At 61.3% G+C, this 24,366-nt stretch carries 21 protein-coding genes; 19 read left to right on the top strand and 2 right to left on the bottom strand.

The window, feature by feature from the left end; translation table 11 throughout:
* Positions 1–9: 9 nt before the first annotated feature.
* From uppS to ispD, 19 genes are all read left to right on the top strand, one after another.
* The gene (uppS, locus tag PSOLE_RS01245; RefSeq protein ID WP_074855691.1) at positions 10–756 is read left to right on the top strand and encodes a polyprenyl diphosphate synthase; all 747 of its coding nucleotides are present in this window, start codon (positions 10–12) and stop codon (positions 754–756) included.
* Positions 756–1,571 (top strand): phosphatidate cytidylyltransferase, encoded by an 816-nt coding sequence (locus PSOLE_RS01240; RefSeq protein ID WP_074855692.1) that lies wholly within the window; start codon positions 756–758, stop codon positions 1,569–1,571. The genes uppS and PSOLE_RS01240 overlap by 1 nt, the downstream gene beginning before the upstream one ends.
* The gene (gene ispC / locus PSOLE_RS01235; protein WP_074855694.1) at positions 1,568–2,752 is read left to right on the top strand and encodes a 1-deoxy-D-xylulose-5-phosphate reductoisomerase; all 1,185 of its coding nucleotides are present in this window, start codon (positions 1,568–1,570) and stop codon (positions 2,750–2,752) included. Before PSOLE_RS01240 ends, ispC begins: the two co-directional genes overlap by 4 nt.
* A gap of 54 nt (positions 2,753–2,806) precedes the next feature.
* Positions 2,807–4,159: a sigma E protease regulator RseP gene (gene rseP / locus PSOLE_RS01230; protein ID WP_074855696.1), complete on the top strand. Its 1,353-nt coding sequence runs from the start codon at positions 2,807–2,809 to the stop codon at positions 4,157–4,159.
* Between the two features lie 85 nt (positions 4,160–4,244).
* Positions 4,245–6,605, top strand: coding sequence for an outer membrane protein assembly factor BamA (gene bamA / locus PSOLE_RS01225; protein WP_074855699.1), 2,361 nt, complete (start codon positions 4,245–4,247; stop codon positions 6,603–6,605).
* Positions 6,606–6,649: 44 nt separating this feature from the next.
* Positions 6,650–7,153 (top strand): OmpH family outer membrane protein, encoded by a 504-nt coding sequence (locus tag PSOLE_RS01220; RefSeq protein WP_074855701.1) that lies wholly within the window; start codon positions 6,650–6,652, stop codon positions 7,151–7,153.
* Positions 7,150–8,211 (top strand): UDP-3-O-(3-hydroxymyristoyl)glucosamine N-acyltransferase, encoded by a 1,062-nt coding sequence (gene lpxD, locus PSOLE_RS01215; protein ID WP_088339285.1) that lies wholly within the window; start codon positions 7,150–7,152, stop codon positions 8,209–8,211. The genes PSOLE_RS01220 and lpxD overlap by 4 nt, the downstream gene beginning before the upstream one ends.
* 47 nt (positions 8,212–8,258) lie before the next feature.
* Positions 8,259–8,699: a 3-hydroxyacyl-ACP dehydratase FabZ gene (gene fabZ / locus PSOLE_RS01210; RefSeq protein ID WP_003244215.1), complete on the top strand. Its 441-nt coding sequence runs from the start codon at positions 8,259–8,261 to the stop codon at positions 8,697–8,699.
* Entirely contained in the window at positions 8,696–9,472 is a 777-nt protein-coding gene (gene lpxA / locus PSOLE_RS01205; RefSeq protein ID WP_074855705.1) for an acyl-ACP--UDP-N-acetylglucosamine O-acyltransferase, read from the top strand. The genes fabZ and lpxA overlap by 4 nt, the downstream gene beginning before the upstream one ends.
* 5 nt (positions 9,473–9,477) lie before the next feature.
* Positions 9,478–10,611 carry a lipid-A-disaccharide synthase gene (gene lpxB, locus PSOLE_RS01200; RefSeq protein ID WP_004424024.1) on the top strand — a complete coding sequence of 378 codons (1,134 nt, stop codon included), beginning with the start codon at positions 9,478–9,480 and terminating at the stop codon, positions 10,609–10,611.
* Positions 10,611–11,237 carry a ribonuclease HII gene (gene rnhB, locus PSOLE_RS01195; protein WP_074855707.1) on the top strand — a complete coding sequence of 209 codons (627 nt, stop codon included), beginning with the start codon at positions 10,611–10,613 and terminating at the stop codon, positions 11,235–11,237. Before lpxB ends, rnhB begins: the two co-directional genes overlap by 1 nt.
* 71 nt (positions 11,238–11,308) lie before the next feature.
* Complete coding sequence (gene dnaE / locus PSOLE_RS01190) at positions 11,309–14,839, top strand: DNA polymerase III subunit alpha (RefSeq protein ID WP_074855709.1); 3,531 nt, start codon at positions 11,309–11,311, stop codon at positions 14,837–14,839.
* Between the two features lie 137 nt (positions 14,840–14,976).
* On the top strand, positions 14,977–15,927 hold the full coding sequence (locus PSOLE_RS01185; RefSeq protein ID WP_039964481.1) for an acetyl-CoA carboxylase carboxyltransferase subunit alpha: 951 nt from the start codon (positions 14,977–14,979) through the stop codon (positions 15,925–15,927).
* Positions 15,928–15,985: 58 nt separating this feature from the next.
* Positions 15,986–17,308, top strand: coding sequence for a tRNA lysidine(34) synthetase TilS (gene tilS, locus PSOLE_RS01180; RefSeq protein WP_074855714.1), 1,323 nt, complete (start codon positions 15,986–15,988; stop codon positions 17,306–17,308).
* Between the two features lie 151 nt (positions 17,309–17,459).
* Positions 17,460–19,091, top strand: a complete 1,632-nt coding sequence (locus tag PSOLE_RS01175) for a CTP synthase (protein ID WP_004424033.1) — start codon at positions 17,460–17,462, stop codon at positions 19,089–19,091.
* A gap of 3 nt (positions 19,092–19,094) precedes the next feature.
* Positions 19,095–19,940 carry a 3-deoxy-8-phosphooctulonate synthase gene (gene kdsA, locus PSOLE_RS01170; protein ID WP_004424035.1) on the top strand — a complete coding sequence of 282 codons (846 nt, stop codon included), beginning with the start codon at positions 19,095–19,097 and terminating at the stop codon, positions 19,938–19,940.
* Positions 19,941–20,088: 148 nt separating this feature from the next.
* A complete protein-coding gene (eno, locus tag PSOLE_RS01165) occupies positions 20,089–21,378 on the top strand; it encodes a phosphopyruvate hydratase (RefSeq protein WP_004424037.1) in 1,290 nt (429 codons plus the stop codon).
* Positions 21,379–21,854: 476 nt separating this feature from the next.
* Entirely contained in the window at positions 21,855–22,133 is a 279-nt protein-coding gene (locus tag PSOLE_RS01160) for a septum formation initiator family protein (RefSeq protein ID WP_039964483.1), read from the top strand.
* Positions 22,130–22,828, top strand: coding sequence for a 2-C-methyl-D-erythritol 4-phosphate cytidylyltransferase (ispD, locus tag PSOLE_RS01155; protein WP_004424041.1), 699 nt, complete (start codon positions 22,130–22,132; stop codon positions 22,826–22,828). Before PSOLE_RS01160 ends, ispD begins: the two co-directional genes overlap by 4 nt.
* Positions 22,829–22,843: 15 nt before the next feature.
* Here the strand turns inward: ispD and PSOLE_RS01150 are convergent, their stop codons facing one another.
* Both PSOLE_RS01150 and PSOLE_RS01145 read right to left on the bottom strand, forming a co-directional pair.
* Positions 22,844–23,167 carry an HPF/RaiA family ribosome-associated protein gene (locus tag PSOLE_RS01150; protein WP_004424043.1) on the bottom strand — a complete coding sequence of 108 codons (324 nt, stop codon included), beginning with the start codon at positions 23,165–23,167 and terminating at the stop codon, positions 22,844–22,846.
* A 142-nt stretch (positions 23,168–23,309) separates the two neighbouring features.
* Positions 23,310–24,206, bottom strand: coding sequence for a LysR substrate-binding domain-containing protein (locus tag PSOLE_RS01145; protein WP_074855720.1), 897 nt, complete (start codon positions 24,204–24,206; stop codon positions 23,310–23,312).
* Positions 24,207–24,366 lie beyond the last annotated feature (160 nt).

Raw genomic sequence — 24,366 nt, 5'->3', positions numbered from 1 at the left:
CGCCCATACATGGACAAGAACAAGCAGGGGGCGGTGCCGCGGCATGTCGCCATCATTATGGATGGCAACAACCGCTGGGCGAAGAAGCGCCTGTTGCCTGGTGTGGCAGGGCACAAGGCCGGGGTCGATGCGGTTCGCGCGGTAATCGAAGTCTGTGCCGAGTCGGGTGTCGAGGTGCTAACCCTGTTCGCCTTTTCTAGTGAAAACTGGCAGCGCCCGGCCGAAGAGGTCGGCGCGCTGATGGAGTTGTTCCTCGGTGCGCTGCGTCGTGAGGCCAAGCGTCTGCTGGATAATGACATTAGCCTGCGCATCATCGGGGACCGCTCGCGCTTTCATCCCGAGTTGCAGGCAGCCATGCGCGAAGCCGAGCAACTGACTGCCGGCAACCGGCGTTTCACCTTGCAGATCGCAGCCAACTACGGTGGTCAGTGGGATATCGCCCAGGCCGCTCAGCGTCTGGCGCGTGAGGTGCAAGCAGGTCATTTGCAGCCCGAAGACATTACCCCGCAATTGCTTCAGGGTTGTCTGGCTACCGGTGACCTGCCTTTGCCCGACCTGTGCATCCGTACGGGTGGCGAGCGCCGCATCAGTAACTTCCTTCTGTGGCAGTTGGCTTATAGCGAACTGTACTTCTCCGACCTCTATTGGCCGGACTTCAAGCACGAGGCCATGCGCAAGGCGCTGGCCGATTTCGCTACCCGCCAGCGTCGCTTCGGCAAGACCAGCGAGCAGGTGGAAGCTAAGGCGCGCTCCTAATGCTCAAACAACGAATCATCACGGCGCTGGTGCTGTTGCCCATCGCCCTGGGCGGTTTTTTTCTGCTCGATGGCGGTGCCTTTGCCCTGTTCATCGGTGCGGTGGTCACGCTGGGGGGCTGGGAATGGGCCCGTCTGGCAGGTTTCGAGGCGCAGTCGCTGCGTGTGGCCTATGCAGCTGCAGTGGCCGTGTTGCTCGGCTTGCTGTACATGGTGCCGGTCGTTGCCCCGCTGCTGCTGGTGGTGGCTGTGCTGTGGTGGTTGGTCGCGACCTTTCTGGTAATGACCTATCCCGATAGCAGTCGTCTCTGGGGCGGTGTGCCGGGACGTTTGCTGATTGGTTTGCTGATTCTGCTACCGGCCTGGCAAGGGCTGATCCTGCTCAAGCAGTGGCCGCAGGCCAATGCGCTGATCATCGCGGTGATGGTGCTGGTCTGGGGGGCGGATATCGGCGCCTATTTTTCCGGCAAGACCTTTGGCAAGCGCAAGCTGGCGCCCAAGGTCAGCCCGGGCAAGAGCTGGGAAGGGCTGTATGGCGGCCTTGCTGCCAGTCTGCTGATCACTTTTCTGGTTGGTCTGCAGCAGGAGTGGTCCGTCACGGAATTGTTGCTGGCTATGGCGGGTGCGGCTGTGGTCGTACTGATTTCCGTGGTTGGCGATCTGACCGAGAGCATGTTCAAGCGCCAATCCGGGATCAAGGACAGCAGTAACCTGCTGCCGGGTCATGGTGGCGTACTGGACCGTATCGACAGCCTTACCGCGGCCATTCCCGTGTTTGCCACATTGCTGTGGCTCGCCGGCTGGGGCGCGCTGTGAGCGCGGTGCAGCAGGTAACCGTGCTGGGGGCGACGGGGTCCATCGGCCTCAGTACGCTGGATGTGATTGCGCGCCATCCTGAGCGCTATCAGGTATTCGCCCTGACCGGTTTTTCCCGCCTGGCAGAGCTGCAGGTGTTATGTGTTCAGCATCGTCCGCGCTACGCGGTAGTGCACGATGACCGTTCAGCGCTCGATCTGCAGGGCAGGCTGCGCGCCGCCGGGCTGGCGACCGAGGTGCTGGTCGGCGAAGAGGGGTTGTGCGCGGTTGCGGCGGATGCGGCCGTCGACTGCGTGATGGCTGCCATTGTTGGTGCTGCCGGGCTCAGGCCGACGCTGGCTGCGGTGCAGGCCGGCAAGAAAGTGCTGCTGGCCAACAAGGAGGCGTTGGTGATGTCTGGCGCCCTGTTTATGCAGGCCGTCAGGCAGAGCGGGGCGGTGCTGCTGCCCATCGACAGCGAGCACAACGCCATTTTCCAGTGTCTGCCCGGCGACTATGCACGCGGTTTGCAGGCAGTCGGCGTGCGCCGTGTGCTGTTGACGGCTTCCGGCGGGCCATTCCGCGAGACGCCTCTGGCTGAGCTGGAGCATGTCACGCCGGAACAGGCCTGTGCACATCCCAACTGGTCGATGGGGCGCAAGATTTCGGTCGATTCGGCCAGCATGATGAACAAGGGGCTGGAGATGATCGAGGCCTGCTGGCTGTTCGATGCCCGCCCCGAGCAGATCGAGGTGGTCATTCACCGACAGAGCGTGATTCACTCGCTGGTCGATTACATCGACGGTTCGGTGCTGGCCCAACTGGGCAATCCGGATATGCGCACGCCGATTGCCCACGCCTTGGCCTGGCCGGAGCGTATCGACTCAGGCGTATCGCCGCTGGATCTGTTCACCGTCGGTCGCCTGGATTTCGAGCGTCCCGACGAGCAGCGCTTCCCCTGCCTGCGCCTGGCGCGCGAGGCGGCGCAGGCTGGCGGCAGTGCACCGGCGATGCTCAATGCGGCCAATGAGGTGGCAGTCGAGGCGTTCCTGCAACGGCGCATCCGTTTCAGCGATATCGCGGGTATGATCGAGTCCGTACTGAACGCGCAGCCTGTCCAGGCTGTCGAAGCGCTCGACGCTGTTTTCGACGCTGACCGGCGTGCGCGTGAGTTGGCCGAGCAGTGGCTCGCGCGCCGTTGATCGCGGCTATGCAGGGCCGTTGCGTATCGGTGCCTGAGCATCTGGAGAAGTGAAATGAGTGGGTTATACATGCTGGTTGGCACCCTGATCGCCTTGGGTGTCCTGGTGACCTTTCACGAGTACGGGCACTTCTGGGTAGCCCGCCGCTGCGGCGTCAAGGTGCTGCGTTTCTCCGTTGGCTTCGGTACGCCACTGGTGCGTTGGCATGACCGCCAGGGTACCGAGTTCGTCATAGCGGCCATTCCTCTGGGCGGCTACGTGAAGATGCTCGATGAGCGCGAGGGCGATGTGCCGGCCGAGCTCGCCGAGCAATCGTTCAATCGCAAGAGCGTGCGCCAGCGCATCGCTATCGTCGCTGCCGGCCCGCTGGCCAATTTCCTGTTGGCGCTGCTGTTCTTCTGGTTCGTTGCCATGCTCGGCAGTCAGCAGGTGCGCCCCGTCATTGGTGCGGTGCAGACGGACAGCCTGGCCGAGATGGCCGGCTTGCGTGCCGGGCAGGAGATCGTCGCGGTCAATGGTGAAGCCACCAGTGGTTGGGCGGCGGTCAATCTGCAACTGGTCAGGCGTCTGGGCGAGAGCGGCACGCTCGATCTGCGCGTGCTGGAGCCGGGCTCCACCGTCGAAATGCCAAAACAGGTGCAGTTGGACAACTGGCTGCGCGGCGTCGACGAGCCGGACCCGATTGGTTCGCTGGGCATTCGTCCATGGCGTCCGGTGCTGGAGCCGGTTCTGGCTGAAGTCGACTCCAAGGGGCCTGCCCACGCCGCAGGGCTGCAGGCAGGGGACAGATTGCTGGCGCTCGATGGCGAGCCCCTGGCCGACTGGCAAGACCTGGTCGATCGTGTGCGTGCGTTGCCGGGCGAGACGATCACGCTGCGTGTCGAGCGCGACGGGCAGGCGCAGGATGTAAGGCTGACCCTGGCGTCGCGTGGCGAGGGTGAGGCTCGCAGCGGCTACCTGGGCGCGGGCGTTCAGGGCGTCGAATGGCCGCCGGAGATGCTCCGCGAGGTGCGCTACGGTCCGCTCGATGGCGTAGTCGAAGGCGTGCGTCAAACCTGGTCCATGAGCGTGCTGACCCTCGATTCGCTGAAGAAAATGCTGTTCGGTGAGCTCTCGGTAAAAAACTTGAGTGGGCCGATAACCATTGCTAAAGTGGCGGGCGCTTCAGCTGAGTCAGGGCTGGGGGATTTCCTAAAATTCCTTGCATATCTGAGTATTAGCCTGGGGGTTCTCAATCTGTTGCCCATTCCTGTACTGGATGGTGGGCATCTGCTGTTTTATCTGGTTGAGTGGGTGCGTGGTCGCCCCTTGTCTGAGCGGGTTCAGGGTTGGGGGATGCAGATCGGCATCAGTCTGGTCATCGGGGTCATGCTGCTCGCCCTGGTCAACGACCTCAGCCGCCTGTGAGCATTGCTGAATACGTTCTTAAGATTTAAAAGAAGTGTCGCTTAAGCGGCAGTTTTTATCGTCAGTTGGAATAAGAAAGGACTTCATGAAACGTCTGCTGCTACCTGCGGTACTGTCCGCATTGATGATCGCCGAAGTTCACGCCGAGTCCTTCACCATCTCCGATATACGCGTCAACGGATTGCAGCGGGTGTCCGCGGGCAGTGTGTTCGGCGCATTGCCGCTCAATGTGGGCGAACAGGTCGATGATCGCCAGTTGGTCGACGCTACTCGCTCGCTGTTCCGCACCGGCTTCTTCCAGGACATTCAGCTCGGCCGCGATGGCGACGTGCTGGTGGTTACCGTGGTCGAGCGTCCCTCCATCTCCGGCATCGAGATCGAAGGCAACAAGGCCATCACTACCGAAGATCTGCTCAAGGGTCTGAATCAGTCCGGTCTGGCCGAGGGTGAAATCTTCCAGCGCGCCACCCTCGAAGGTGTGCGTAACGAGCTGCAGCGCCAGTATGTCGCTCAGGGTCGCTATTCGGCCGAGATCGAAGCCGAAGTGATTCCGCAGCCGCGTAACCGCGTGGCGTTGAAAATCACCATCAACGAAGGCACCGTTGCTGCCATTTCCCACATCAACGTGGTCGGCAACACGGTTTTCACGGATGAAGAACTCTCCGATCTGTTCGAGTTGAAGACCACCAACTGGCTGTCCTTCTTCCGCAACGACGACAAGTACGCCCGCGAAAAGCTGTCCGGTGACCTCGAACGTCTGCGTTCCTACTACCTGGATCGCGGCTACATCAACATGGATATCAGCTCCACCCAGGTATCCATTACCCCGGACAAGAAGCACGTCTACATCACCGTCAACGTCGAAGAGGGCGAGAAGTACAGTGTCCGTGACGTGAAGCTTTCCGGTGACCTTAAGGTGCCGGAAGAAGACGTGCGTGCACTGCTGCTGGTTCAGGAAGGTCAGGTGTTCTCGCGCAAGATCATGACCACCACCAGCGAGCTGATCACCCGTCGTCTGGGTAATGAGGGTTACACCTTCGCCAACGTCAACGGCGTGCCGGAAGCGCACGACGAGGACAACACCGTTTCCATCACCTTCTTCGTCGATCCGGGCAAGCGTGCCTACGTCAACCGCATCAACTTCCGTGGCAATACCAAATCCGAAGACGAAGTGCTGCGCCGCGAAATGCGCCAGATGGAAGGCGGCTGGGCCTCGACCTACCTGATCGATCAGTCCAAGACCCGCCTCGAGCGTCTGGGCTTCTTCAAGGAAGTCAATGTCGAAACCCCGCAGGTGCCGGGCACCGATGACCAGATCGACGTCAACTATAGCGTCGAAGAGCAGCCGTCAGGCTCCATCACTGCCAGCGTCGGTTTCGCCCAGAACGCCGGTCTGATCCTCGGTGGTTCGATCAGCCAGAACAACTTCCTGGGTACCGGTAACCGCGTCAGCATCGGTCTGACCCGCAGTGAATACCAGACCCGCTACAGTTTCGGCTTTGTTGACCCCTACTGGACCGTCGACGGCGTCAGCCTGGGTTACAACGCCTTCTACCGCACCACCGACTACGATGAACTCGATGTCGACGTTTCCAGCTACTCGGTAGACAGCCTGGGTGCAGGCGTCAATATCGGCTATCCGATCAGCGAGACTTCGCGCCTGACCTATGGCCTGACCGTTCAGCAGGACAGCATCGACACCGGTCGTTACACCGTCGACGAAATCTTCGACTTCATCGAAGCCGAAGGCGACAGCTACCTGAACTTCAAGGGCTCCATCGGCTGGTCCGAATCGACCCTGAACCGTGGTGTGCTGGCCAACCGTGGTCACTCGCAGAGCCTGGTGCTGGAAACCACCATCCCGGGTAGCGACCTGTCGTTCTACAAGCTCGACTACCGTGGTCAGGTGTTCACTCCGCTCAGTGACAACTATACGCTGCGCTTCCATACCCAGCTAGGTTATGGCGACAGTTATGGCTCTACGGCCGAACTGCCGTTCTACGAGCACTACTACGCCGGTGGTTTCAACTCGGTTCGTGGCTTCAAGGACAGCAGCCTCGGTCCACGCAGCACGCCGAGCAGCGGCAACAAACCAGGTACCCTGCGCGACCCGGATCAAGATCCGTTGCCGTTCGGTGGTAACGTTCTGGTGCAGGGGGGCGTCGAGATGCTCTTCCCGCTGCCGTTCGTCAAGGATCAACGCTCGTTGCGTACCGCATTGTTCTGGGATGTGGGTAACGTCTTCGACACCAACTGCTCGTCCAGCCAGAAGAAGCTCAGCGACAGCTGCGACATCGATTTCAGCAACCTGGCAAGCTCCGTGGGTGTTGGTCTGACCTGGATCACTGCGCTCGGTCCGCTGAGTTTCAGCCTGGCCATGCCGATCAAGAAACCGGATGATGCCGATACCCAGGTATTCCAGTTCTCCCTGGGCCAGACCTTCTAAAAGTCATTCACCGAAAGCCAACAGTTTTGTTGCAGGAGTGCATTGTGCGTAAGTTGACTCAACTGGTTCTGTTCACCGCCGCCCTGATCGCCACTCCGGCGTTCGCCGAGATGAAGATCGCGGTGCTGAACTATCAGATGGCGCTGCTCGAGTCGGATGCAGCCAAGCGCTACGCCGTCGATGCCGAGAAGAAGTTCGGCCCGCAGCTGAACAAGCTCAAGACCCTGGAAAGCGATGCCAAGCGCATTCAGGATCGCATGGTCAAGGACGGCGAGAAGATGCAGCAGGCCGAACGCGAGCGTCTTGAGCTCGAGTTCAAGCAGAAGGCTCGTGACTTCCAGTTCCAGTCCAAGGAGCTGAACGAAGCCAAGGCCATCGCTGATCGTGAGATGCTCGCCAAGCTCAAGCCGAACCTGGACAAGGCCGTCGAAGAAGTGATCAAGAACGGTAACTTCGACCTGGTGCTCGAGCGCGGTGCGGTGATTGATGTCAAACCTCAGTTCGACATCACTCGCCAGGTCATCGAACGCATGAATCAGATGCGCTGAGCATGACTGCGACATTTACCCTCGGCCAGCTGGCCGAGCGCCTGGGCGCTACCCTGCGTGGCGCCGAAGGCAAGGTCATCACGGGCCTGGCCACCTTGCAGGAGGCCAGGCCCGAACAGTTGAGCTTTCTGGCCAATGCCCAGTACCGCAAGTACCTGGCGCAGACTCAGGCCGGTGCCGTGTTGCTGACTGCCGAAGATGCCGAAGGCTACGCCGGTGATGCCCTGATCGTGGCCAATCCCTATCTGGCTTACGCCCAGCTTTCGCACCTGTTCGATCCCAAACCCAGGGCTGCTGCCGGCATCCATGCGACTGCTCAGGTCGCCGCTGATGCTCAGGTCGATCCGAGTGCCAGCATCGGCCCTTATGCCGTGATCGAGAGCGGTGCCCGTATTGCTGCCGATGTCAGTATCGGCGCCCATTGCGTGGTCGGTGCGCGTAGCGAGATCGGTGAGGGCGGGTGGCTGGCACCACGTGTGACGCTGTATCACGACGTGAAAATCGGCAAGCGTGTAGTAATCCAGTCCGGCGCGGTGATCGGTGGCGAAGGCTTCGGTTTCGCCAACGAAAAGGGCGTCTGGCAGAAGATCGCACAGATCGGTGGGGTGACCATCGGTGATGATGTCGAGATCGGCGCCAACACCACGGTGGATCGCGGTGCGCTGTCCGATACCCTGATCGGTAATGGCGTGAAGCTGGATAACCAGATCATGATCGCGCACAACGTGCAGATCGGTGACAACACCGCCATGGCCGGCTGCTGCGGTATTTCCGGCAGCACCAAGATCGGCAAGAACTGCATGATCGCCGGCGGTGTGGGCATGGTTGGCCATATCGAGGTGTGCGACAACGTCTTCGTCACCGGTATGACCATGGTGACTCGCTCGATCACCGAGCCGGGCGCCTATTCTTCAGGCACTGCCATGCAACCGGCGGGCGAGTGGAAGAAGAGTGCAGCCCGTATTCGTCAGTTGGACGATATGGCCAAGCGACTGCGTGAGCTGGAAAAACAGCTGGCCGCCGTGACCCAGACGGCAAACGTCTCATCTGATGCCTGAGCACGGCGTGGCCGTGCTCTTTTCTTTTCTTTCAGGCTTAACCGGACATGATGGACATCAACGAAATTCGTGAATATTTGCCGCACCGCTATCCGTTCCTGCTGGTGGATCGTGTGGTGGACCTGGACGTCGAAGGCAAGCAGATTCGCGCCTATAAGAATGTCAGCATCAACGAGCCATTCTTCAACGGTCACTTCCCCGAGCACCCGATCATGCCGGGCGTGCTGATCATCGAGGCCATGGCCCAGGCTGCCGGTATCCTCGGTTTCAAGATGATGGGCGTGAAGCCGGCCGATGGCACCCTGTATTACTTCGTCGGTTCCGACAAGCTGCGCTTCCGTTCGCCGGTGCTGCCGGGTGATCAGCTTACGCTGGAAGCCAAGTATCTGAGCGACCGTCGCAGCATCTGGAAATTCGAGTGCCGCGCCACTGTCGATGGCAAGGAAGTCTGCTCCGCTGAAATCATCTGTGCGGAACGCAAGCTATGAGTTTGATTGACCCACGCGCGATCATCGACCCCAGTGCCAGATTGGCTGACGACGTTGTCGTTGGCCCTTGGAGCATTGTTGGTGCCGATGTGGAAATTGGCGAGGGTACAGTCATCGGTCCGCACGTCGTGCTCAAGGGACCGACCGTGATTGGCAAGCACAACCGCATCTACCAGTTTTCTTCGATCGGTGAAGATACGCCGGACCTGAAGTACAAAGGTGAGCTCACTCGCCTGGTGATCGGCGATCACAACACCATTCGCGAAGGCGTCACCATTCACCGCGGGACCGTACAGGATCGCAGTGAAACCACCATTGGCGACCATAACCTGATCATGGCTTATGCCCATATCGGCCATGACAGTGTGATCGGTAACCATTGCATTCTGGTCAACAACACCGCCCTGGCTGGCCATGTCTGGGTCGATGACTGGGCGATCTTGTCCGGTTACACCCTGGTTCACCAGTTCTGCCGCATCGGTGCGCACAGCTTTTCCGGTATGGGCACCGCCATTGGCAAGGATGTGCCGGCCTTTGTCACCGTGTTCGGTAACCCGGCCGAGGCGCGCAGCATGAACTTCGAGGGCATGCGCCGGCGTGGTTTCTCCGCCGAGGCCATCGCTGCCCTGCGCAAGGGCTACAAGCTGGTCTATCGCCAGGGGCTGACCGTCGAGCAGGCACTGGCCGAGCTGGCCGAGTCCGCTGCGCAGTTCCCGGAAGTGGCGATTTTCCGTGATTCGATTCAGGCTTCCACGCGCGGTATCACGCGCTGATACCTATGAGCAGACCTATTCGCGTCGCACTGGTCGCCGGTGAGGCGTCCGGTGACATCCTCGGCTGCGGCCTGATGCAGGCCATCAAACAGCGCCATCCGGATGCCGAGTTCATTGGTGTTGGCGGCGCGCGCATGGAGGCCGAAGGCCTTAAATCCTTTTTCCCGATGGAGCGCCTGGCCGTGATGGGCTTGGTCGAGGTGCTTGGCCGTCTGTTCGAGTTGCTCCGCCGCCGTCGTCAACTGGCTCGCGAGCTGATTGCTGCCAAACCGGACGTGTTCATCGGCATCGATGCACCCGATTTCAACCTGGGCCTGGAGCTCAAGCTGCGCCGTGCCGGAATCAAGACCGTGCACTACGTCAGCCCCTCGGTCTGGGCCTGGCGGCAGAAGCGCGTGCTGAAGATTCGCGAAGCCTGCGACCTGATGCTGACCCTGTTCCCGTTCGAGGCGCAGTTTTACGACGAGCATCAGGTGCCGGTGCGCTTCGTTGGTCATCCGCTGGCCGATGCGATTCCGCAGCAAGCTGATCGTGCTGCTGCGCGCGAGGCGCTGGATCTACCACAGGACGAGCCGGTAGTGGCCCTGATGCCCGGCAGTCGTGGTGGTGAAGTCGCGCGTCTCGGTGAGCTGTTTCTCGATGCGGCGATTCGTCTGCGCGCACTGCGTCCGGGGATTCATTTCCTGCTGCCTTGCGCCACGCCCGAGCGCCGCGAGCAGTTGGAACAGATGCTGGCCGGGCGTGATTTGCCGCTGACGCTGCTCAATGGCCGCTCCCATGAAGCGCTGGCTGCCTGCGATGCGGTGTTGATCGCTTCGGGTACCGCGACCCTGGAAGCGCTGCTGTACAAGCGGCCGATGGTGGTGGCGTACCGCGTAGCGCCACTGACCTATCGCGTCCTCAAACGCCTGGTGAAGAGCCCCTATATCTCGCTGCCCAATCTGCTGGCCGAGCGCCTGCTGGTACCTGAGCTGATTCAGGATGCGGCGACTCCCGAGGCTTTGGCCCAGGCCGTTGCGCCGTTGATCGACGGTGGTCAGGTGCAGACCGAGGGCTTTGATCTGATCCATCGCGCGCTGCGCCGTGATGCCTCGGTATCGGCGGCTGACGCGGTGCTCAAGCTGGCCGAGCGCGACTGATGCAGCTGGGGCTCGACTTCACGCTGGTTGAGGAACTGGTCGCGGGGGTTGACGAGGTCGGTCGTGGCCCGCTCTGCGGTGCGGTGGTCACGGCGGCGGTGATCCTCGACCCGGCGCGGCCGATTCTTGGCCTGAATGACTCGAAGAAGCTTTCCGAGGCGCGTCGCGCGGTGTTGTTCGATGAGATTCGCGAGAAGGCCCTGGCCTGGTGCATCGCCCGCGCCGAGGTGGAGGAGATCGACCAGCTGAATATCCTGCATGCCACCATGCTGGCGATGCAGCGTGCCGTCGAAGGCTTGAGCGTGACGCCCAAGTTGGCGCTGATCGACGGCAACCGTTGTCCGAAACTGGCGGTGCCCAGTGCCCCGGTGGTCAAGGGCGACAGTCGGGTGCCGGCCATCGCTGCGGCATCTATTCTGGCCAAGGTCAGTCGCGACCGCGAGATGGTGGAGATGGATCGCCTCTATCCCGGTTACGGCATCGCTGGCCACAAGGGCTATCCCACGCCCGTTCACCTAGAAGCCCTGCAGCGCCTGGGGCCGACGCCTATTCATCGGCGTTCCTTCGCACCGGTGCGTGCGTTGCTCGAGCCTGTAGCTGTCGATTGCATCGCAGCCCCGATCTGAACCTCTGGCCCTAAGCCAGACCCTCTTAGGCTACAATCCGCGCTTTGTCGTTTTCACCTGCAAGGCCGCCCATGACCCAAGCTTTCGTCCACCTGCGTCTGCACACCGAATACTCCCTGGTCGATGGTCTGGTGCGGGTCAAACCGCTGATCAAGGCCGTGGCCGGGGCCGGCATGCCGGCGGTGGCCGTCACCGATATGAGCAACATGTGCTCGCTGGTGAAGTTCTACAAGGCGGCCATGGGCGCCGGGATCAAGCCGATCTGCGGCGCCGACATCTGGCTGGCCAGCGCCGAGGAGGACGGCCCGCTGACGCGCCTGACCCTGCTGGCGATGAACGCCAAGGGCTACCGCAATCTCACCGAGCTGATTTCCCGCGGCTGGGCCGAAGGGCAGAGCAACGACCTGGTGATCATTCAGCGTGACTGGGTCAAGGAGGCCGCCGAAGGCCTGATTGCCTTGTCCGGCGCGCGTGAAGGCGAAGTCGGCCAGGCGCTGCTGGCCGGTGATGAGGCGCTGGCCGAAACGCGCTTGCGCGAGTGGATGGCGGTGTTTCCGGACCGTTTCTATCTGGAAGTGCAGCGCACCAGTCGTGTCGGTGACGAAGAGTACCTGCACGCCGCCGTGGCCCTGGCCGACCGCGTCGAGGCGCCGCTGGTGGCGACCAACGACGTGCGCTTCATCAAGCAGGGTGATTTCGAGGCCCACGAAACCCGCGTCTGCATCGGTGAAGGCCGCACCCTGGACGATCCGCGCCGGCCGCGCAATTACTCCGATCAGCAGTACCTGAAAAGCGCCGAGGAAATGTGGGAGCTGTTCTCCGATCTGCCGGAAGCGCTGGAAAACACCGTGGAGATCGCCAAACGCTGCAATATCGACGTGCAACTCGGCAAATACTTTCTGCCGGACTTCCCCACGCCCAATGGCATGGGCATCGACGACTACCTGCGCCACGCCTCCTTCGAGGGGCTGGAAGAGCGTCTCCAGGTATTGCTGCCCAAGGATACGCCGGATTACGAGGCCAAGAGGCAGGTCTATATCGACCGCCTTAACTTCGAACTCGACATCATCATTCAGATGGGTTTCCCCGGATACTTCCTGATTGTGATGGACTTCATCCAGTGGGCCAAGAACAACGGCGTACCGGTCGGCCCTGGCCGGGGCTCGGGTGCCGGTTCGCTGGTCGCCTATGTGCTGAAGATCACCGACCTCGATCCGCTGGCCTATGACCTGCTGTTCGAACGCTTCCTCAACCCCGAGCGGGTTTCCATGCCCGACTTCGACGTCGACTTCTGCATGGATGGTCGCGACCGGGTGATCGACTACGTAGCTGAGAAATACGGGCGCAACGCGGTGAGCCAGATCATCACCTTCGGCTCGATGGCGGCCAAGGCGGTGGTGCGCGACGTGGCCCGGGCGCAGGGTAAGTCCTACGGCCTGGCCGACCGTCTGTCGAAGATGATCCCCTTTGAAGTGGGCATGACCCTGGAGAAGGCCTACGAGATGGAGGAGCCGCTGCGCGAGTTCCTCAAGAACGACGAGGAAGCCCAGGAAATCTGGGACATGTCGCTCAAGCTCGAAGGTGTGGTGCGCGGCACTGGTAAGCACGCTGGTGGTGTGGTGATCGCGCCGACCAAGCTCACCGATTTCTCGCCGATCGCCTGTGACGAGGAGGGCGGTGGCCTGGTGACCCAGTTCGACAAGGACGACGTCGAGCAGGCCGGCCTGGTCAAATTCGACTTCCTCGGTCTGCGTACGCTGACCATCATCAAATGGGCGATGGAGACCATCCACCGCATCCAGAAGCGTGATGGTGCCTCGGACGAGGACCTGGTCAACATCGATTTCATCCCGCTGGATGACAAGAAAACCTACGACATGCTGCAGAAGGCCGAGACCACCGCGGTCTTCCAGCTCGAATCGCGCGGTATGAAGGAGCTGATCAAGAAGCTCAAGCCCGACTGCCTGGAAGACATGATCGCACTGGTGGCGCTGTTCCGTCCGGGCCCGCTGCAGTCCGGCATGGTGGATGACTTCATCAACCGCAAGCACGGTCGTGCCGAGCTGTCCTACCCGCACCCGGATTACCAGTACGCCGGTCTGGAACCGGTGCTCAAGCCGACCTACGGCATCATCCTGTATCAGGAGCAGGTGATGCAGATCGCCCAGGTGATGGGCGGTTATACCCTTGGTCAGGCGGACATGCTGCGTCGCGCCATGGGTAAGAAGAAGCCCGAGGAGATGGCCAAGCAGCGCGGTGGCTTCATCGAGGGTTGTGCCAGCAACGGAATCGACGCCAACCTGGCGGGTAACATCTTCGATCTGGTGGAAAAGTTCGCCGGTTACGGCTTCAACAAGTCGCACTCTGCAGCTTACGGCCTGGTGTCTTATCAGACTGCCTGGCTGAAAGCGCATTACCCTGCGCCGTTCATGGCGGCCGTGCTCTCGGCGGATATGCACAACACCGACAAGGTGGTGATCCTGGTGGAAGAGTGTCGCAACATGAAGTTGCGCATCGATCCGCCGGACGTGAACGTCTCCGAGTTCAAGTTCACCGTCAACGACGACGGTCGTATCGTCTACGGTCTCGGTGCGGTCAAGGGCGTGGGCGAGGGGCCGGTCGAGGCCATCGTCGAATGTCGCGCCGAGGGCGGGCCGTTCAAGGATCTGTTCGACTTTTGCAATCGCGTCGACCTCAAGCGCATCAACAAGCGCACCCTCGAAGCCTTGATCCGCAGCGGCGCGCTGGATCGCCTTGGCCCGTACTATCAGGACGAGCTCAAGGCCTACCAGGCCAGCGTGGACAAGAACCGCGCCGTGCTACTGGCGTCCATGGAAGAGGCCGTGCAGTCCGCCGAGCAGACCGCGCGCAGCGCCGAGAGCGGCCATATGGACCTGTTCGGCGGTCTGTTCGCCGAGCCCGAGGCCGACGTCTACGCCAATCACCGCAAGGCCCGCGAACTGCCGATCAAGGAGCGCCTGAAAGGTGAGAAGGACACCCTGGGCATTTACCTGTCCGGCCACCCCATCGACGAGTACGAAGGCGAGATTCGCCGTTTCGCCCGCCAGCGCATCGTCGAACTGAAGGCGGCGCGCGATACTCAGACCATCGCCGGGATGATCGTCAACCTGCGGGTGATGAAGAACAAGAAGGGCGACAAGATGGGCTTCATCACCCTCGACGACCGCTCCGGGCGCATCGAGGCTTCGCTCTTCGCCGATGCCTTCGCCAGCAACCAGGCGCTGCTGCAGAATGATGCGCTGGTGGTAGTCGAGGGCGAAGTCAGTAATGACGACTTCTCCGGTGGCCTGCGTCTGCGTGCCAAGCGCGTGATGAGTCTGGAAGAAGCACGTACCGGCCTGGCCGACAGCCTGCGGCTGAAAGTCGCCGGTGAGGCATTGAAGGGGGATCGTCTGCGATGGCTGGCCGAACTGTGCAGCAAGCACAAGGGTGCCTGCCCGGTGACCGTCGACTACAGTGGCGAGCAGGCGCGCGCCTTGCTTCAATTTGGCGACGCCTGGCGAATCGATCCGGCCGACACTTTGATTCAGGCATTGCGTGACCAGTTCGGGCGCGACAACGTCTTTTTGCACTACCGCTGATATACGAGAGGGAATTTCCTCTTCGTGACAGCAAAGGCACCCGAGGGTGTCGACCCGCTGCGCCCTATCCCTTAAGGTATGGCGCCTAATGGATACAGCTCCCCGGCCACTTGGCCGTCGACGCAAGACGGATGACTATGAACCCGAATTTCCTCGATTTCGAACAGCCGATCGCCGACCTGCAAGCCAAGATCGAAGAGCTACGCCTGGTTGGTAATGACAATTCGCTGAACATCGGCGACGAGATTGCCCGCCTGCAGGACAAGAGCAGCGCACTGACCGAAAGCATCTTCGGCAACCTGACCAGTTGGCAGATCGCCCAGTTGGCACGCCATCCGCGCCGCCCGTATACCCTGGATTACATCCAGCACATCTTCACCGAGTTCGATGAACTGCACGGCGACCGGCACTTCTCCGACGATGCCGCCATCGTCGGTGGCATTGCCCGTCTGGGTGATCAGCCGGTGATGATCATCGGCCACCAGAAAGGCCGTGAGGTGCGCGAGAAGGTGCGCCGTAATTTTGGCATGCCGCGCCCGGAAGGCTATCGCAAAGCCTGCCGCCTGATGGAAATGGCCGAACGCTTCAAGATGCCGATTCTCACCTTCATCGACACCCCCGGTGCCTACCCGGGTATCGATGCCGAGGAGCGCGGCCAGAGCGAGGCCATCGCCTGGAACCTGCGGGTGATGGCGCGCCTGAAAACCCCGATCATCGCCACCGTTATCGGTGAGGGTGGTTCCGGTGGTGCACTGGCCATCGGTGTTTGCGACCAGCTCAACATGTTGCAGTACTCCACCTATTCGGTGATCTCGCCGGAAGGCTGCGCCTCGATCCTGTGGCGTACCGCCGAGAAGGCGCCGGATGCCGCTGAAGCCATGGGCATCACCGCCGAGCGCCTGAAGGATCTGGGTATCGTCGATCAGGTCATCGCCGAGCCACTGGGCGGCGCACACCGCGATCCGGCTGCGGCTTCCGAGTCGATCCGCCAGGAGCTGACCAAGCAACTGGCCAGCCTGCAGAAGTATGACACCGAAACGCTGCTCAAGCGTCGTTATGACCGTCTGATGAGCTACGGCATCGCCTGAGTCTTTTCTGCGCATATATCAACGGGCCTTCGGGCTCGTTGTTGTTTAAGCTTGAATGATGACTGCTCTCGAACTTCGCCTGCGCCAGGCTCTGCAGCCCTGGCGTACGGCCCCTGCCTGGCGTATTGCCTTCTCCGGTGGCCTGGATTCCAGCGTGTTGCTGCATCTGCTAGCCGACTGGGCGCGGCACGAGGAGCTGCCGCCGCTGTCCGCCATTCATGTCCATCATGGGCTGCAGCCGGCCGGCGATGCCTGGCCTGCGCATTGCGCACGTATCTGTGAGCAGTTGGGCATTGCTCTCGAAGTCGTCAGGGTTCAGGTCACGCCAGGTGCCAGCCTTGAACAGGCTGCACGAAACGTGCGTTACCAGGCTTTCTGCGAGCGGCTGAAAACGGGCGAAGTGTTGCTAAGTGCCCAGCATCGCGACGATCAAGCCGAAACGCTGCTGTTTCGTCTGTTGCGCGGTGCCGGCGTGCGCGGGCTGGCGGCGATGCCGGCCAGTCGGCCGTTGGGGCGGGGCAGCCTGGTGCGACCGCTACTCGACTGTTCCCGTGCGAAATTGCAGGCCTATGCGCAGACTCATGGCATGGTCTGGATCGAGGACCCGAGCAATGCCGACGAGCGTTTCAGCCGCAATTTCCTGCGCAGACAGGTGATGCCGCTGCTGGCCGAGCGCTGGCCGCAGGTCACGGCAAATATCGCGCGTAGCGCCAGGCACGTGGGCGAGGCTCAGCAATTGCTGGATGAGTTGGCCGCGATGGACCTGGCGACTGTTCATGGCGTTTCGGCATGCCCATGGTTGACTCTACCGTCTCTGGACCTGTCGGCAGTGAGCGCGCTGAGCGATGCTCGTCAGCGAAATCTGCTGCGCCATTGGTTGGCGCCACTGACGCGCCTGCCCGATAGCGATCACTGGGCCGGCTGGTGTGACCTGCGTGATGCCGCCACGGATGCGGCGCCGATCTGGAAACTGACCGATGGCGAGTTGCACCGTGCCGATGGTCGGCTTTGGTGGCTCAGTGGTGAGTGGCTGCGGTCGCTCGATCCCCTCGATCTAGCCTGCGACTCGTTTTCCGAATCGGTTGAACTTCCCGGCAATGGTCATGTGCATCTACAGGGCGAGTTGCCGCTAGGTCGCTGGTATTTGCGTTACCGCCAGGGTGGTGAGTCGCTGCAGCTGCCGGGGCGCGGCAGGCGTGATCTCAAGCGTCTGCTCAACGAACTGCGCGTGCCGGGATTCGTGCGTCCACGTCTGCCGCTGCTGTTCGATGGCGATGAACTGATGGCGGTGGCGAACCTGTCGCAATCGTCAGAAATCCAGGCTGGCGGGGCGACTCTGCACTGGTCGCCGCCTATCGGCGCGCAAGGTTTGAGCTGGTAAGGCCTTTCGGGTAGACTACGCTCCCGTCTTAATACAGCTTTTGCCGACTCCCTCAGGGAGCTTGGCGGGCATGCCATTGTTCGTACTGATGGCGATCCTTTGCTTTCCCCGGCGGCACTGACCGCTTAAACGCAGACTTCTAGGGTTTTTCATGACGCGCTACATCTTCGTCACGGGTGGTGTTGTTTCTTCATTGGGGAAAGGCATCGCCTCGGCTTCACTGGCGGCCATCCTGGAGGCGCGGGGCCTGAAGGTCACCATGCTCAAGCTGGACCCTTACATCAACGTCGATCCGGGCACCATGAGCCCGTTCCAGCACGGTGAGGTGTTCGTCACCCACGACGGCGCCGAGACCGACCTCGACCTGGGTCACTACGAGCGCTTCATCCGCACCACGATGAGCAAGAGCAACAACTTCACCACCGGTCGCGTGTACGAAGACGTACTGCGCAAGGAGCGCCGTGGTGACTACCTGGGTGCCACCATCCAGGTCATCCCGCACATCACCGACGAGATCAAGCGTCGCATCATCAAGGGCGCCGGCGATGCCGACGTGGCCCTGGTGGAAATCGGCGGCACCGTCGGTGACATCGAGTCGCAGCCGTTCCTCGAAGCCATTCGCCAGTTGCGTGTGGAAGTGGGCGCCAAGCGCGCCATGCTGATGCACCTGACCCTGGTGCCGTACATCGCCACCGCTGGTGAGACCAAGACCAAGCCGACTCAGCACTCGGTCAAGGAGCTGCGCTCCATCGGCTTGCAGCCTGACGTGCTGGTGTGCCGCTCCGACCATCCGATCGATGTCTCCTCGCGCCGCAAGATCGCCCTGTTCACCAACGTCGAAGAGCGTGCGGTGATCAGCCTGGAAGACGTCGACACCATCTACAAGATTCCGGGCGTGCTGCATGCCCAGGGTCTGGACGACTTCGTCGTCGAGCGTTTCGGCCTGGAGTGTGGCGGCGCCGATCTGTCCGAGTGGGATCGCGTGGTCGATGCCAAGCTCAATCCGGAAAAAGAAGTCACCATCGCTATGGTCGGCAAGTACATGGAGTTGCTCGATGCATACAAGTCGCTGATCGAGGCGATGAGTCACGCCGGCATCCAGAACCGTACCAAGGTCAACCTGCGTTATATCGACTCCGAAGACATCGAGAACCAGGGCACCTCGCTGCTCGAAGGTGTCGACGCCATCCTGGTGCCGGGCGGTTTCGGTCTGCGTGGCGTGGAAGGCAAGATCAAGACCGTGCAGTACGCTCGCGAGAACAAGATTCCTTACCTGGGTATCTGCCTCGGCATGCAGGTCGCGGTGATCGAGTACGCCCGCAATGTGGTGGGCTGGACCGACGCCAACTCCACCGAGTTCGACATGGCCAGCCAGCATCCGGTAGTCGGCCTGATCACCGAGTGGCAGGATGCGACCGGGGCCACCGAACAGCGCAGCGAAACCTCCGACCTGGGCGGCACCATGCGCCTGGGCGCCCAGGATTGCCAACTGCAGGCCGGCTCCAAGGTTCACGACTGCTATGGCAAGGACGTGATCGTCGAGCGTCATCGTCACCGTTACGAAGTGAACAACAACCTGCTGCCGAAACTGACCGAGGCTGGCCTCAAGGTCACCGGTCGTTCCGGCGACGGCGCGCTGGTCGAAGTGGTCGAGGCGCCGGATCATCCGTGGTTCGTCGCTTGCCAGTTCCACCCGGAATTCACCTCCACGCCGCGTGACGGTCACCCGCTGTTCAGCGGTTTCGTCAACGCTGCTCTGGCGCAGAAAGCGAAGAAGGCTTAACGAATGGCACAGAAGATCATCAAGGTTCGCGGCATTGAGATCGCCAACGACAAGCCGTTCGTGCTGTTCGGTGGCATCAACGTGCTTGAGTCGCGCGACCTGGCCATGCAGGCTTGCGAGGAATACGTGCGGGTGACCGAGAAGCTCGGCATCCCTTACGTGTTCAAGGCCAGCTTCGACAAGGCTAATCGCTCTTCCATCACCTCCTTCCGCGGCCCTGGCCTGGAAGAGGGCATGAAGATCTTCGAGGAAGTGAAGAAGACCTTCGGCGTGCCGGTGATCACCGACGTTCACGAGCCGCACCAGGCCGCTGCCGTGGCCGAAGTGTGCGACATCATCCAACTGCCGGCCTTCCTTTCGCGGCAAACCGATCTGGTGGTGGCCATGGCCAAGACTGGAGCGGTGATCAACATCAAGAAAGCGCAGTTCCTCGCCCCGCAGGAAATGAAGCACATCCTGACCAAGTGCGAAGAGGCCGGTAACGATCAGTTGATCCTTTGCGAGCGCGGCAGCTCCTTCGGTTACAACAATCTGGTGGTGGACATGCTCGGCTTCGGCATCATGAAGCAGTTTGAGTACCCGGTGTTTTTCGACGTGACCCACGCCCTGCAGATGCCGGGTGGTCGTGCCGATTCGGCCGGTGGCCGCCGCGCCCAGGTCACCGACCTGGCCAAGGCCGGCATGAGCCAGGGCCTGGCAGGTCTGTTCCTCGAAGCCCATCCGGATCCGGAAAACGCCAAGTGCGACGGGCCATGCGCCTTGCGCCTGAACAAGCTGGAACCGTTCCTCACTCAGCTCAAGCAGCTGGATGACCTGATCAAGAGTTTTCCGCCAATCGAGACTGCCTGATCCGGTCGTAATCCGGTAAAGTGCCGCCCCAGAAATTCCCCCCTGACCCGTGAGTCAGAGTGTGCCGCCGGGCTGCCCAACGGGCAGCGGCGGTCTCGCGCAGCCTGCTGCTGCCGTCTTATCGTCAACCTTTGGAGTGTTAACAAGAATGGCAAAGATCGTCGACATCAAGGGTCGTGAGGTTCTCGACTCCCGCGGCAACCCCACCGTGGAAGCGGATGTAATTCTGGAAGGCGGTATCGTCGGCAGCGCGTGTGCTCCGTCCGGCGCCTCCACCGGCTCGCGCGAAGCGCTGGAACTGCGTGACGGCGACAAGAGCCGTTACTTGGGCAAGGGCGTGCTGAAAGCCGTGGCCAACATCAACGGCCCTATCCGTGACCTGCTGCTGGGCAAGGACGCGACCGATCAACAGGCCCTGGACCGCGCGATGATCGAACTCGACGGTACCGAGAACAAGGCCAAGCTGGGCGCCAACGCCATCCTCGCCGTGTCCCTGGCTGCCGCCAAGGCTGCTGCCCAGGCCAAGGGCGTGCCGCTGTACGCGCACATCGCCGATCTGAACGGTACTCCGGGCGTCTACTCCATGCCGGTACCGATGATGAACATCATCAACGGCGGCGAGCACGCCGATAACAACGTCGACATCCAGGAGTTCATGGTGCAGCCGGTTGGCGCCAAGAACTTTGCCGATGCCCTGCGCATGGGCGCCGAGATCTTCCATCACCTCAAGGCCGTACTGAAGGCTCGTGGCCTGAACACCGCTGTGGGTGACGAAGGCGGCTTCGCGCCGAACCTGGCCTCCAATGAAGACGCTCTGGCCGCCATCGCCGAAGCCGTTGCCAACGCCGGTTACAAGCTGGGCGATGACGTGACCCTGGCCTTGGACTGCGCTTCCTCCGAGTTCTTCAAGGACGGTCAGTACGATCTGTCTGGCGAAGGCAAGGTATTCAGCGCCGAAGGTTTCGCCGACTACCTGGCTGGCCTGACCGAGCGTTACCCGATCATCTCCATCGAAGACGGCATGGACGAGTCCGACTGGGCTGGCTGGAAAGTCCTGACCGACAAAATTGGTCAAAAAGTTCAGTTGGTCGGCGACGACTTGTTTGTAACGAATACCAAAATTCTCAAGCGTGGCATCGACGAGAAGATCGGTAACTCGATCCTGATCAAGTTCAACCAGATCGGCTCGCTGACCGAGACCCTGGAAGCCATCCAGATGGCCAAGGCTGCAGGCTTCACCGCCGTGATCTCGCACCGCAGTGGCGAAACCGAGGACAGCACCATCGCCGACCTGGCCGTGGGTACTGCCGCCGGTCAGATCAAGACTGGTTCGCTGTGCCGTTCCGACCGCGTTTCCAAGTACAACCAGCTGCTGCGTATCGAAGAGCAGTTGGGCGGCAAAGCCCCCTACAAGGGCCGTGCCGAGTTCCGCGGCTGATCACGATCTGCTGCGCGTCGGCCCTACTGCGTTAAAAACAGATGAGTAATGCTCATTTACTTCAGTAAAGTCGAGCGCGACCCCGACCGTTCCTTGCCTGTTTGATTCGCTGGCGCTCACCCTTCGGGCCAGCCTTCGGCTATTACTCCCGTTGGTCGTTGTGCCTTGCAGGTCTCTAGCTCGCGAGATCGTTCTAGCCTGAAAATGGGCGACGCAAGTCGCCCTTTTTCGTGGTTATTCCAGCGTTTGCGCTGCATGCTGTAGGAGCGGATTTATCCGCGATTTTTCGCGGCTGAAGCCGCTCCTACAAAGGCTGCGTCATTGCGGGCATGGCCTTTTTCGTGGACGCTTCGTCGATCTCTGGGAACCAATGCACGGATGCAGGTACCGAAACCCCATGTCACTCATCAGACGGCTTCTTTTCAAGCATGAACGTAGCCCCTACCATGCCGATGACTCAATCTGCGAGCCGCTCCATGCGTAGTCCGTATTGGCTGTTTATCGTGCTGGTTCTGTTGCTGGGCGGTCTGCAATATCGATTGTGGGTCGGCGACGGCAGCCTGGCTGCTGCCAGCCGTCTGCAACAGCAGATCGCCGAACAGCAGGGCGAGAACGAGCGTTTGCTGGAGCGCAATCGTATCCTCGAGGCCGAAGTGATGGAGCTCAAGCGCGGCATGGAAACCGTGGAAGAACGCGCGCGTCACGAGTTGGGCATGCTCAAAGAGGGTGAAACCCTCTATCTGTTGACCGAATGACCACGAAATTCTGGCTGGTGATCCCGGCCGCCGGCGTCGGCGCGCGGATGGCCGCCGACCGCCCCAAGCAGTACCTGCAGATCGCCGGCCGCTGCATTCTCGAACATACCCTGCATTGTTTTCTCGATCATCCCGGCCTGTTGGCCGCGGTGGTATGCCTTGCCGTGGATGACCCGTTCTGGCCGCAGCTGTCACTGGCGCGTGATCCGCGCATCCGCCGTGCGCCTGGCGGGCGTGAGCGCGCCGACTCGGTGCTGGCCGGGCTGGACTCGTTACTGGTCGGTGGTGCCGATAGCGATGACTGGGTGCTGGTGCACGACGCCGCGCGTCCTAACCTCACCCCGGCGGACCTGGCTCGTCTGCTGGAGAGTCTGACCGATGATCCGGTCGGCGGCCTGCTGGCGGTGCCGGTGCGCGATACGCTCAAGCGTATCGGCAGCGATGGCCGAGTGTTGGAGACCGTGGATCGTAGCGTGATCTGGCAGGCCTACACACCGCAGATGTTCCGCCTGGGGGCGTTACGCGAGGCACTGGCGCAAGCGCTGGAAGAAGGTGTGGCAGTGACCGATGAGGCCTCGGCCATGGAGTGGGCAGGGCAGTCGCCCCGGCTCATCGAAGGCCGGGCGGACAACCTCAAGGTCACCCGCCCGGAAGATCTGCATTATCTACAGTCCATATGGCCGCAAGGCCGTTGAACTAGAACAGTCGCATCAGTGTGTCCAGCGTTTGGCATCTTTGCCCAGGTTGCGATCCAGCGCGTTGGTCAGCTTGTTCATGGCGCCATCGAGGGCTTGGTGCAGTTCGCTGGCATCGTGGGAGACCGTCAGCGGATCGCGTCCCTTTATCCGCGCCTCGATCTTGCAGCGCTTGTCCTGTGGGCCACTCTTGAGCGCGTTCTCGTCGGAGAGATGAATTTCAATCCGGGTGAGGTGGTCCTCGTAGCGCTGGAGCTTGTCCCGGATGCGACTGCGAATGTCGTCCTTGAAGTCCATCGAGGAGGAGACGTGCTTACCACTGTTGACCAGAACCTGCATAACCATGTCCTCATGTAGCTGAGTTCGTGAGAGCCCGCTTGGGCGGGGTGCATGGGTTGTGACGCGGTCGTCTCGCTCAAGTTTCGCCCGGCTTGTGACATTCCATGACCGTTCAGCTGGGTGACAAGGTTGTTACAGAGTCTCAGGAGTGATCGAGGTATTCGGCGCGTTGGCCAAGTCCCTGGCGCAGCGAGTCGATCAACTGGCGTACCTTGGGCGAAAGGTGACGTTGCTGCGGGTAAAGCGCCCAAACTGCGGTATTGGGTGGGCGATGCTGCTCCAGCAGAGAGATCAGCCGTCCGCTGCGCAGGTGTTCCAATACGTAATAGTCCGGCAACTGACACAGTCCAAATCCGCGCAGCGCTGCGTCGAGCACGGCCTGGCCGCTATTGCAACGCCAGTTACCCTGTATGCGCACCTGGGTTTCACGGTCGTTCTGGGCAAAGTTCCAGTGGTCGCTGCTACCAACCAGGCAGTTGTGTCGGGCTAGCTCTGATAACGAGTGCGGACGCCCGTAGCGCTGCAGATACTCGGGGGCTGCGCACAGGTACATTTCTCGAGGTGCCAGGCGTGCGGCCATCAGGCGCGAGTCCTGCAGGCGCCCCAGGCGGATGGCCAGATCCAGACCTTCGTGCAGCATGTCGAGCGGGCGATTGGACAGCTCGATCTCCACACGCAACTGCGGATGCCGCGCCATGAAGTCGTTGACCAGTGGCACGATGAAGCGCTCGCCGTAAGCCACGGCGCAGGTCATGCGTAGCAGTCCTTTGGGTTCGGCGCCAAGATCGCCGACTGCACGCAACGCTTCTTCGCGAGCATCCTGCAGGCGCTGGCAGTGTTGCAGAAACAACTGGCCGGCCTCGGTCAGGGCTACCCGCCTGGTGCTGCGGTAGAACAGACGGCTCTGCAGGCGCTCTTCCAGGCGTGCGACCTGGCGACTGACCTGCGAGGTGGACAATCCCAGGCGCTCGGCGGCGGCACTGAATTGCCCGCATTCGGCGACGGCAACGAATTCGTCGAGTCCTTCCCAGCGATTCATCGATGCTTCTTCTCCTGTGCTGCCGATTGCATCCGGCTGCCCCTGTAGGAGCCCGCTTGCGGGCGATGTAAGGAGGCCGAATATTATCCCTGTACAGCAATAATGTTTTGCTCTTCTGCTGATTATCTCGTATTGGACATGAACTAGACTGCCGGCCACT

The organism is Pseudomonas oleovorans subsp. oleovorans (assembly GCF_002197815.1).
GTDB lineage: Bacteria > Pseudomonadota > Gammaproteobacteria > Pseudomonadales > Pseudomonadaceae > Aquipseudomonas > Aquipseudomonas oleovorans.
Note: the sequence above shows the minus strand (reverse complement) of the source record. Positions and strands in the feature narration are given on the sequence as shown.

What these genes read in the sequence shown, in the direction of transcription:
- ispD (WP_004424041.1), top strand. Translation starts at nt 22,130, where the DNA reads ATGACCACGAAATTCTGGCTGGTGATCCCGGCCGCCGGCGTCGGCGCG.
- PSOLE_RS01150 (WP_004424043.1), bottom strand. Translation starts at nt 23,167, where the DNA reads ATGCAGGTTCTGGTCAACAGTGGTAAGCACGTCTCCTCCTCGATGGAC.
- rnhB (WP_074855707.1), top strand. Translation starts at nt 10,611, where the DNA reads ATGCAGCTGGGGCTCGACTTCACGCTGGTTGAGGAACTGGTCGCGGGG.
- uppS (WP_074855691.1), top strand. Translation starts at nt 10, where the DNA reads ATGGACAAGAACAAGCAGGGGGCGGTGCCGCGGCATGTCGCCATCATT.
- PSOLE_RS01160 (WP_039964483.1), top strand. Translation starts at nt 21,855, where the DNA reads ATGCGTAGTCCGTATTGGCTGTTTATCGTGCTGGTTCTGTTGCTGGGC.
- PSOLE_RS01145 (WP_074855720.1), bottom strand. Translation starts at nt 24,206, where the DNA reads ATGAATCGCTGGGAAGGACTCGACGAATTCGTTGCCGTCGCCGAATGC.
- tilS (WP_074855714.1), top strand. Translation starts at nt 15,986, where the DNA reads ATGACTGCTCTCGAACTTCGCCTGCGCCAGGCTCTGCAGCCCTGGCGT.
- bamA (WP_074855699.1), top strand. Translation starts at nt 4,245, where the DNA reads ATGAAACGTCTGCTGCTACCTGCGGTACTGTCCGCATTGATGATCGCC.
- rseP (WP_074855696.1), top strand. Translation starts at nt 2,807, where the DNA reads ATGAGTGGGTTATACATGCTGGTTGGCACCCTGATCGCCTTGGGTGTC.
- fabZ (WP_003244215.1), top strand. Translation starts at nt 8,259, where the DNA reads ATGATGGACATCAACGAAATTCGTGAATATTTGCCGCACCGCTATCCG.
- PSOLE_RS01240 (WP_074855692.1), top strand. Translation starts at nt 756, where the DNA reads ATGCTCAAACAACGAATCATCACGGCGCTGGTGCTGTTGCCCATCGCC.
- lpxA (WP_074855705.1), top strand. Translation starts at nt 8,696, where the DNA reads ATGAGTTTGATTGACCCACGCGCGATCATCGACCCCAGTGCCAGATTG.
- PSOLE_RS01185 (WP_039964481.1), top strand. Translation starts at nt 14,977, where the DNA reads ATGAACCCGAATTTCCTCGATTTCGAACAGCCGATCGCCGACCTGCAA.
- PSOLE_RS01175 (WP_004424033.1), top strand. Translation starts at nt 17,460, where the DNA reads ATGACGCGCTACATCTTCGTCACGGGTGGTGTTGTTTCTTCATTGGGG.
- kdsA (WP_004424035.1), top strand. Translation starts at nt 19,095, where the DNA reads ATGGCACAGAAGATCATCAAGGTTCGCGGCATTGAGATCGCCAACGAC.
- eno (WP_004424037.1), top strand. Translation starts at nt 20,089, where the DNA reads ATGGCAAAGATCGTCGACATCAAGGGTCGTGAGGTTCTCGACTCCCGC.
- lpxB (WP_004424024.1), top strand. Translation starts at nt 9,478, where the DNA reads ATGAGCAGACCTATTCGCGTCGCACTGGTCGCCGGTGAGGCGTCCGGT.
- dnaE (WP_074855709.1), top strand. Translation starts at nt 11,309, where the DNA reads ATGACCCAAGCTTTCGTCCACCTGCGTCTGCACACCGAATACTCCCTG.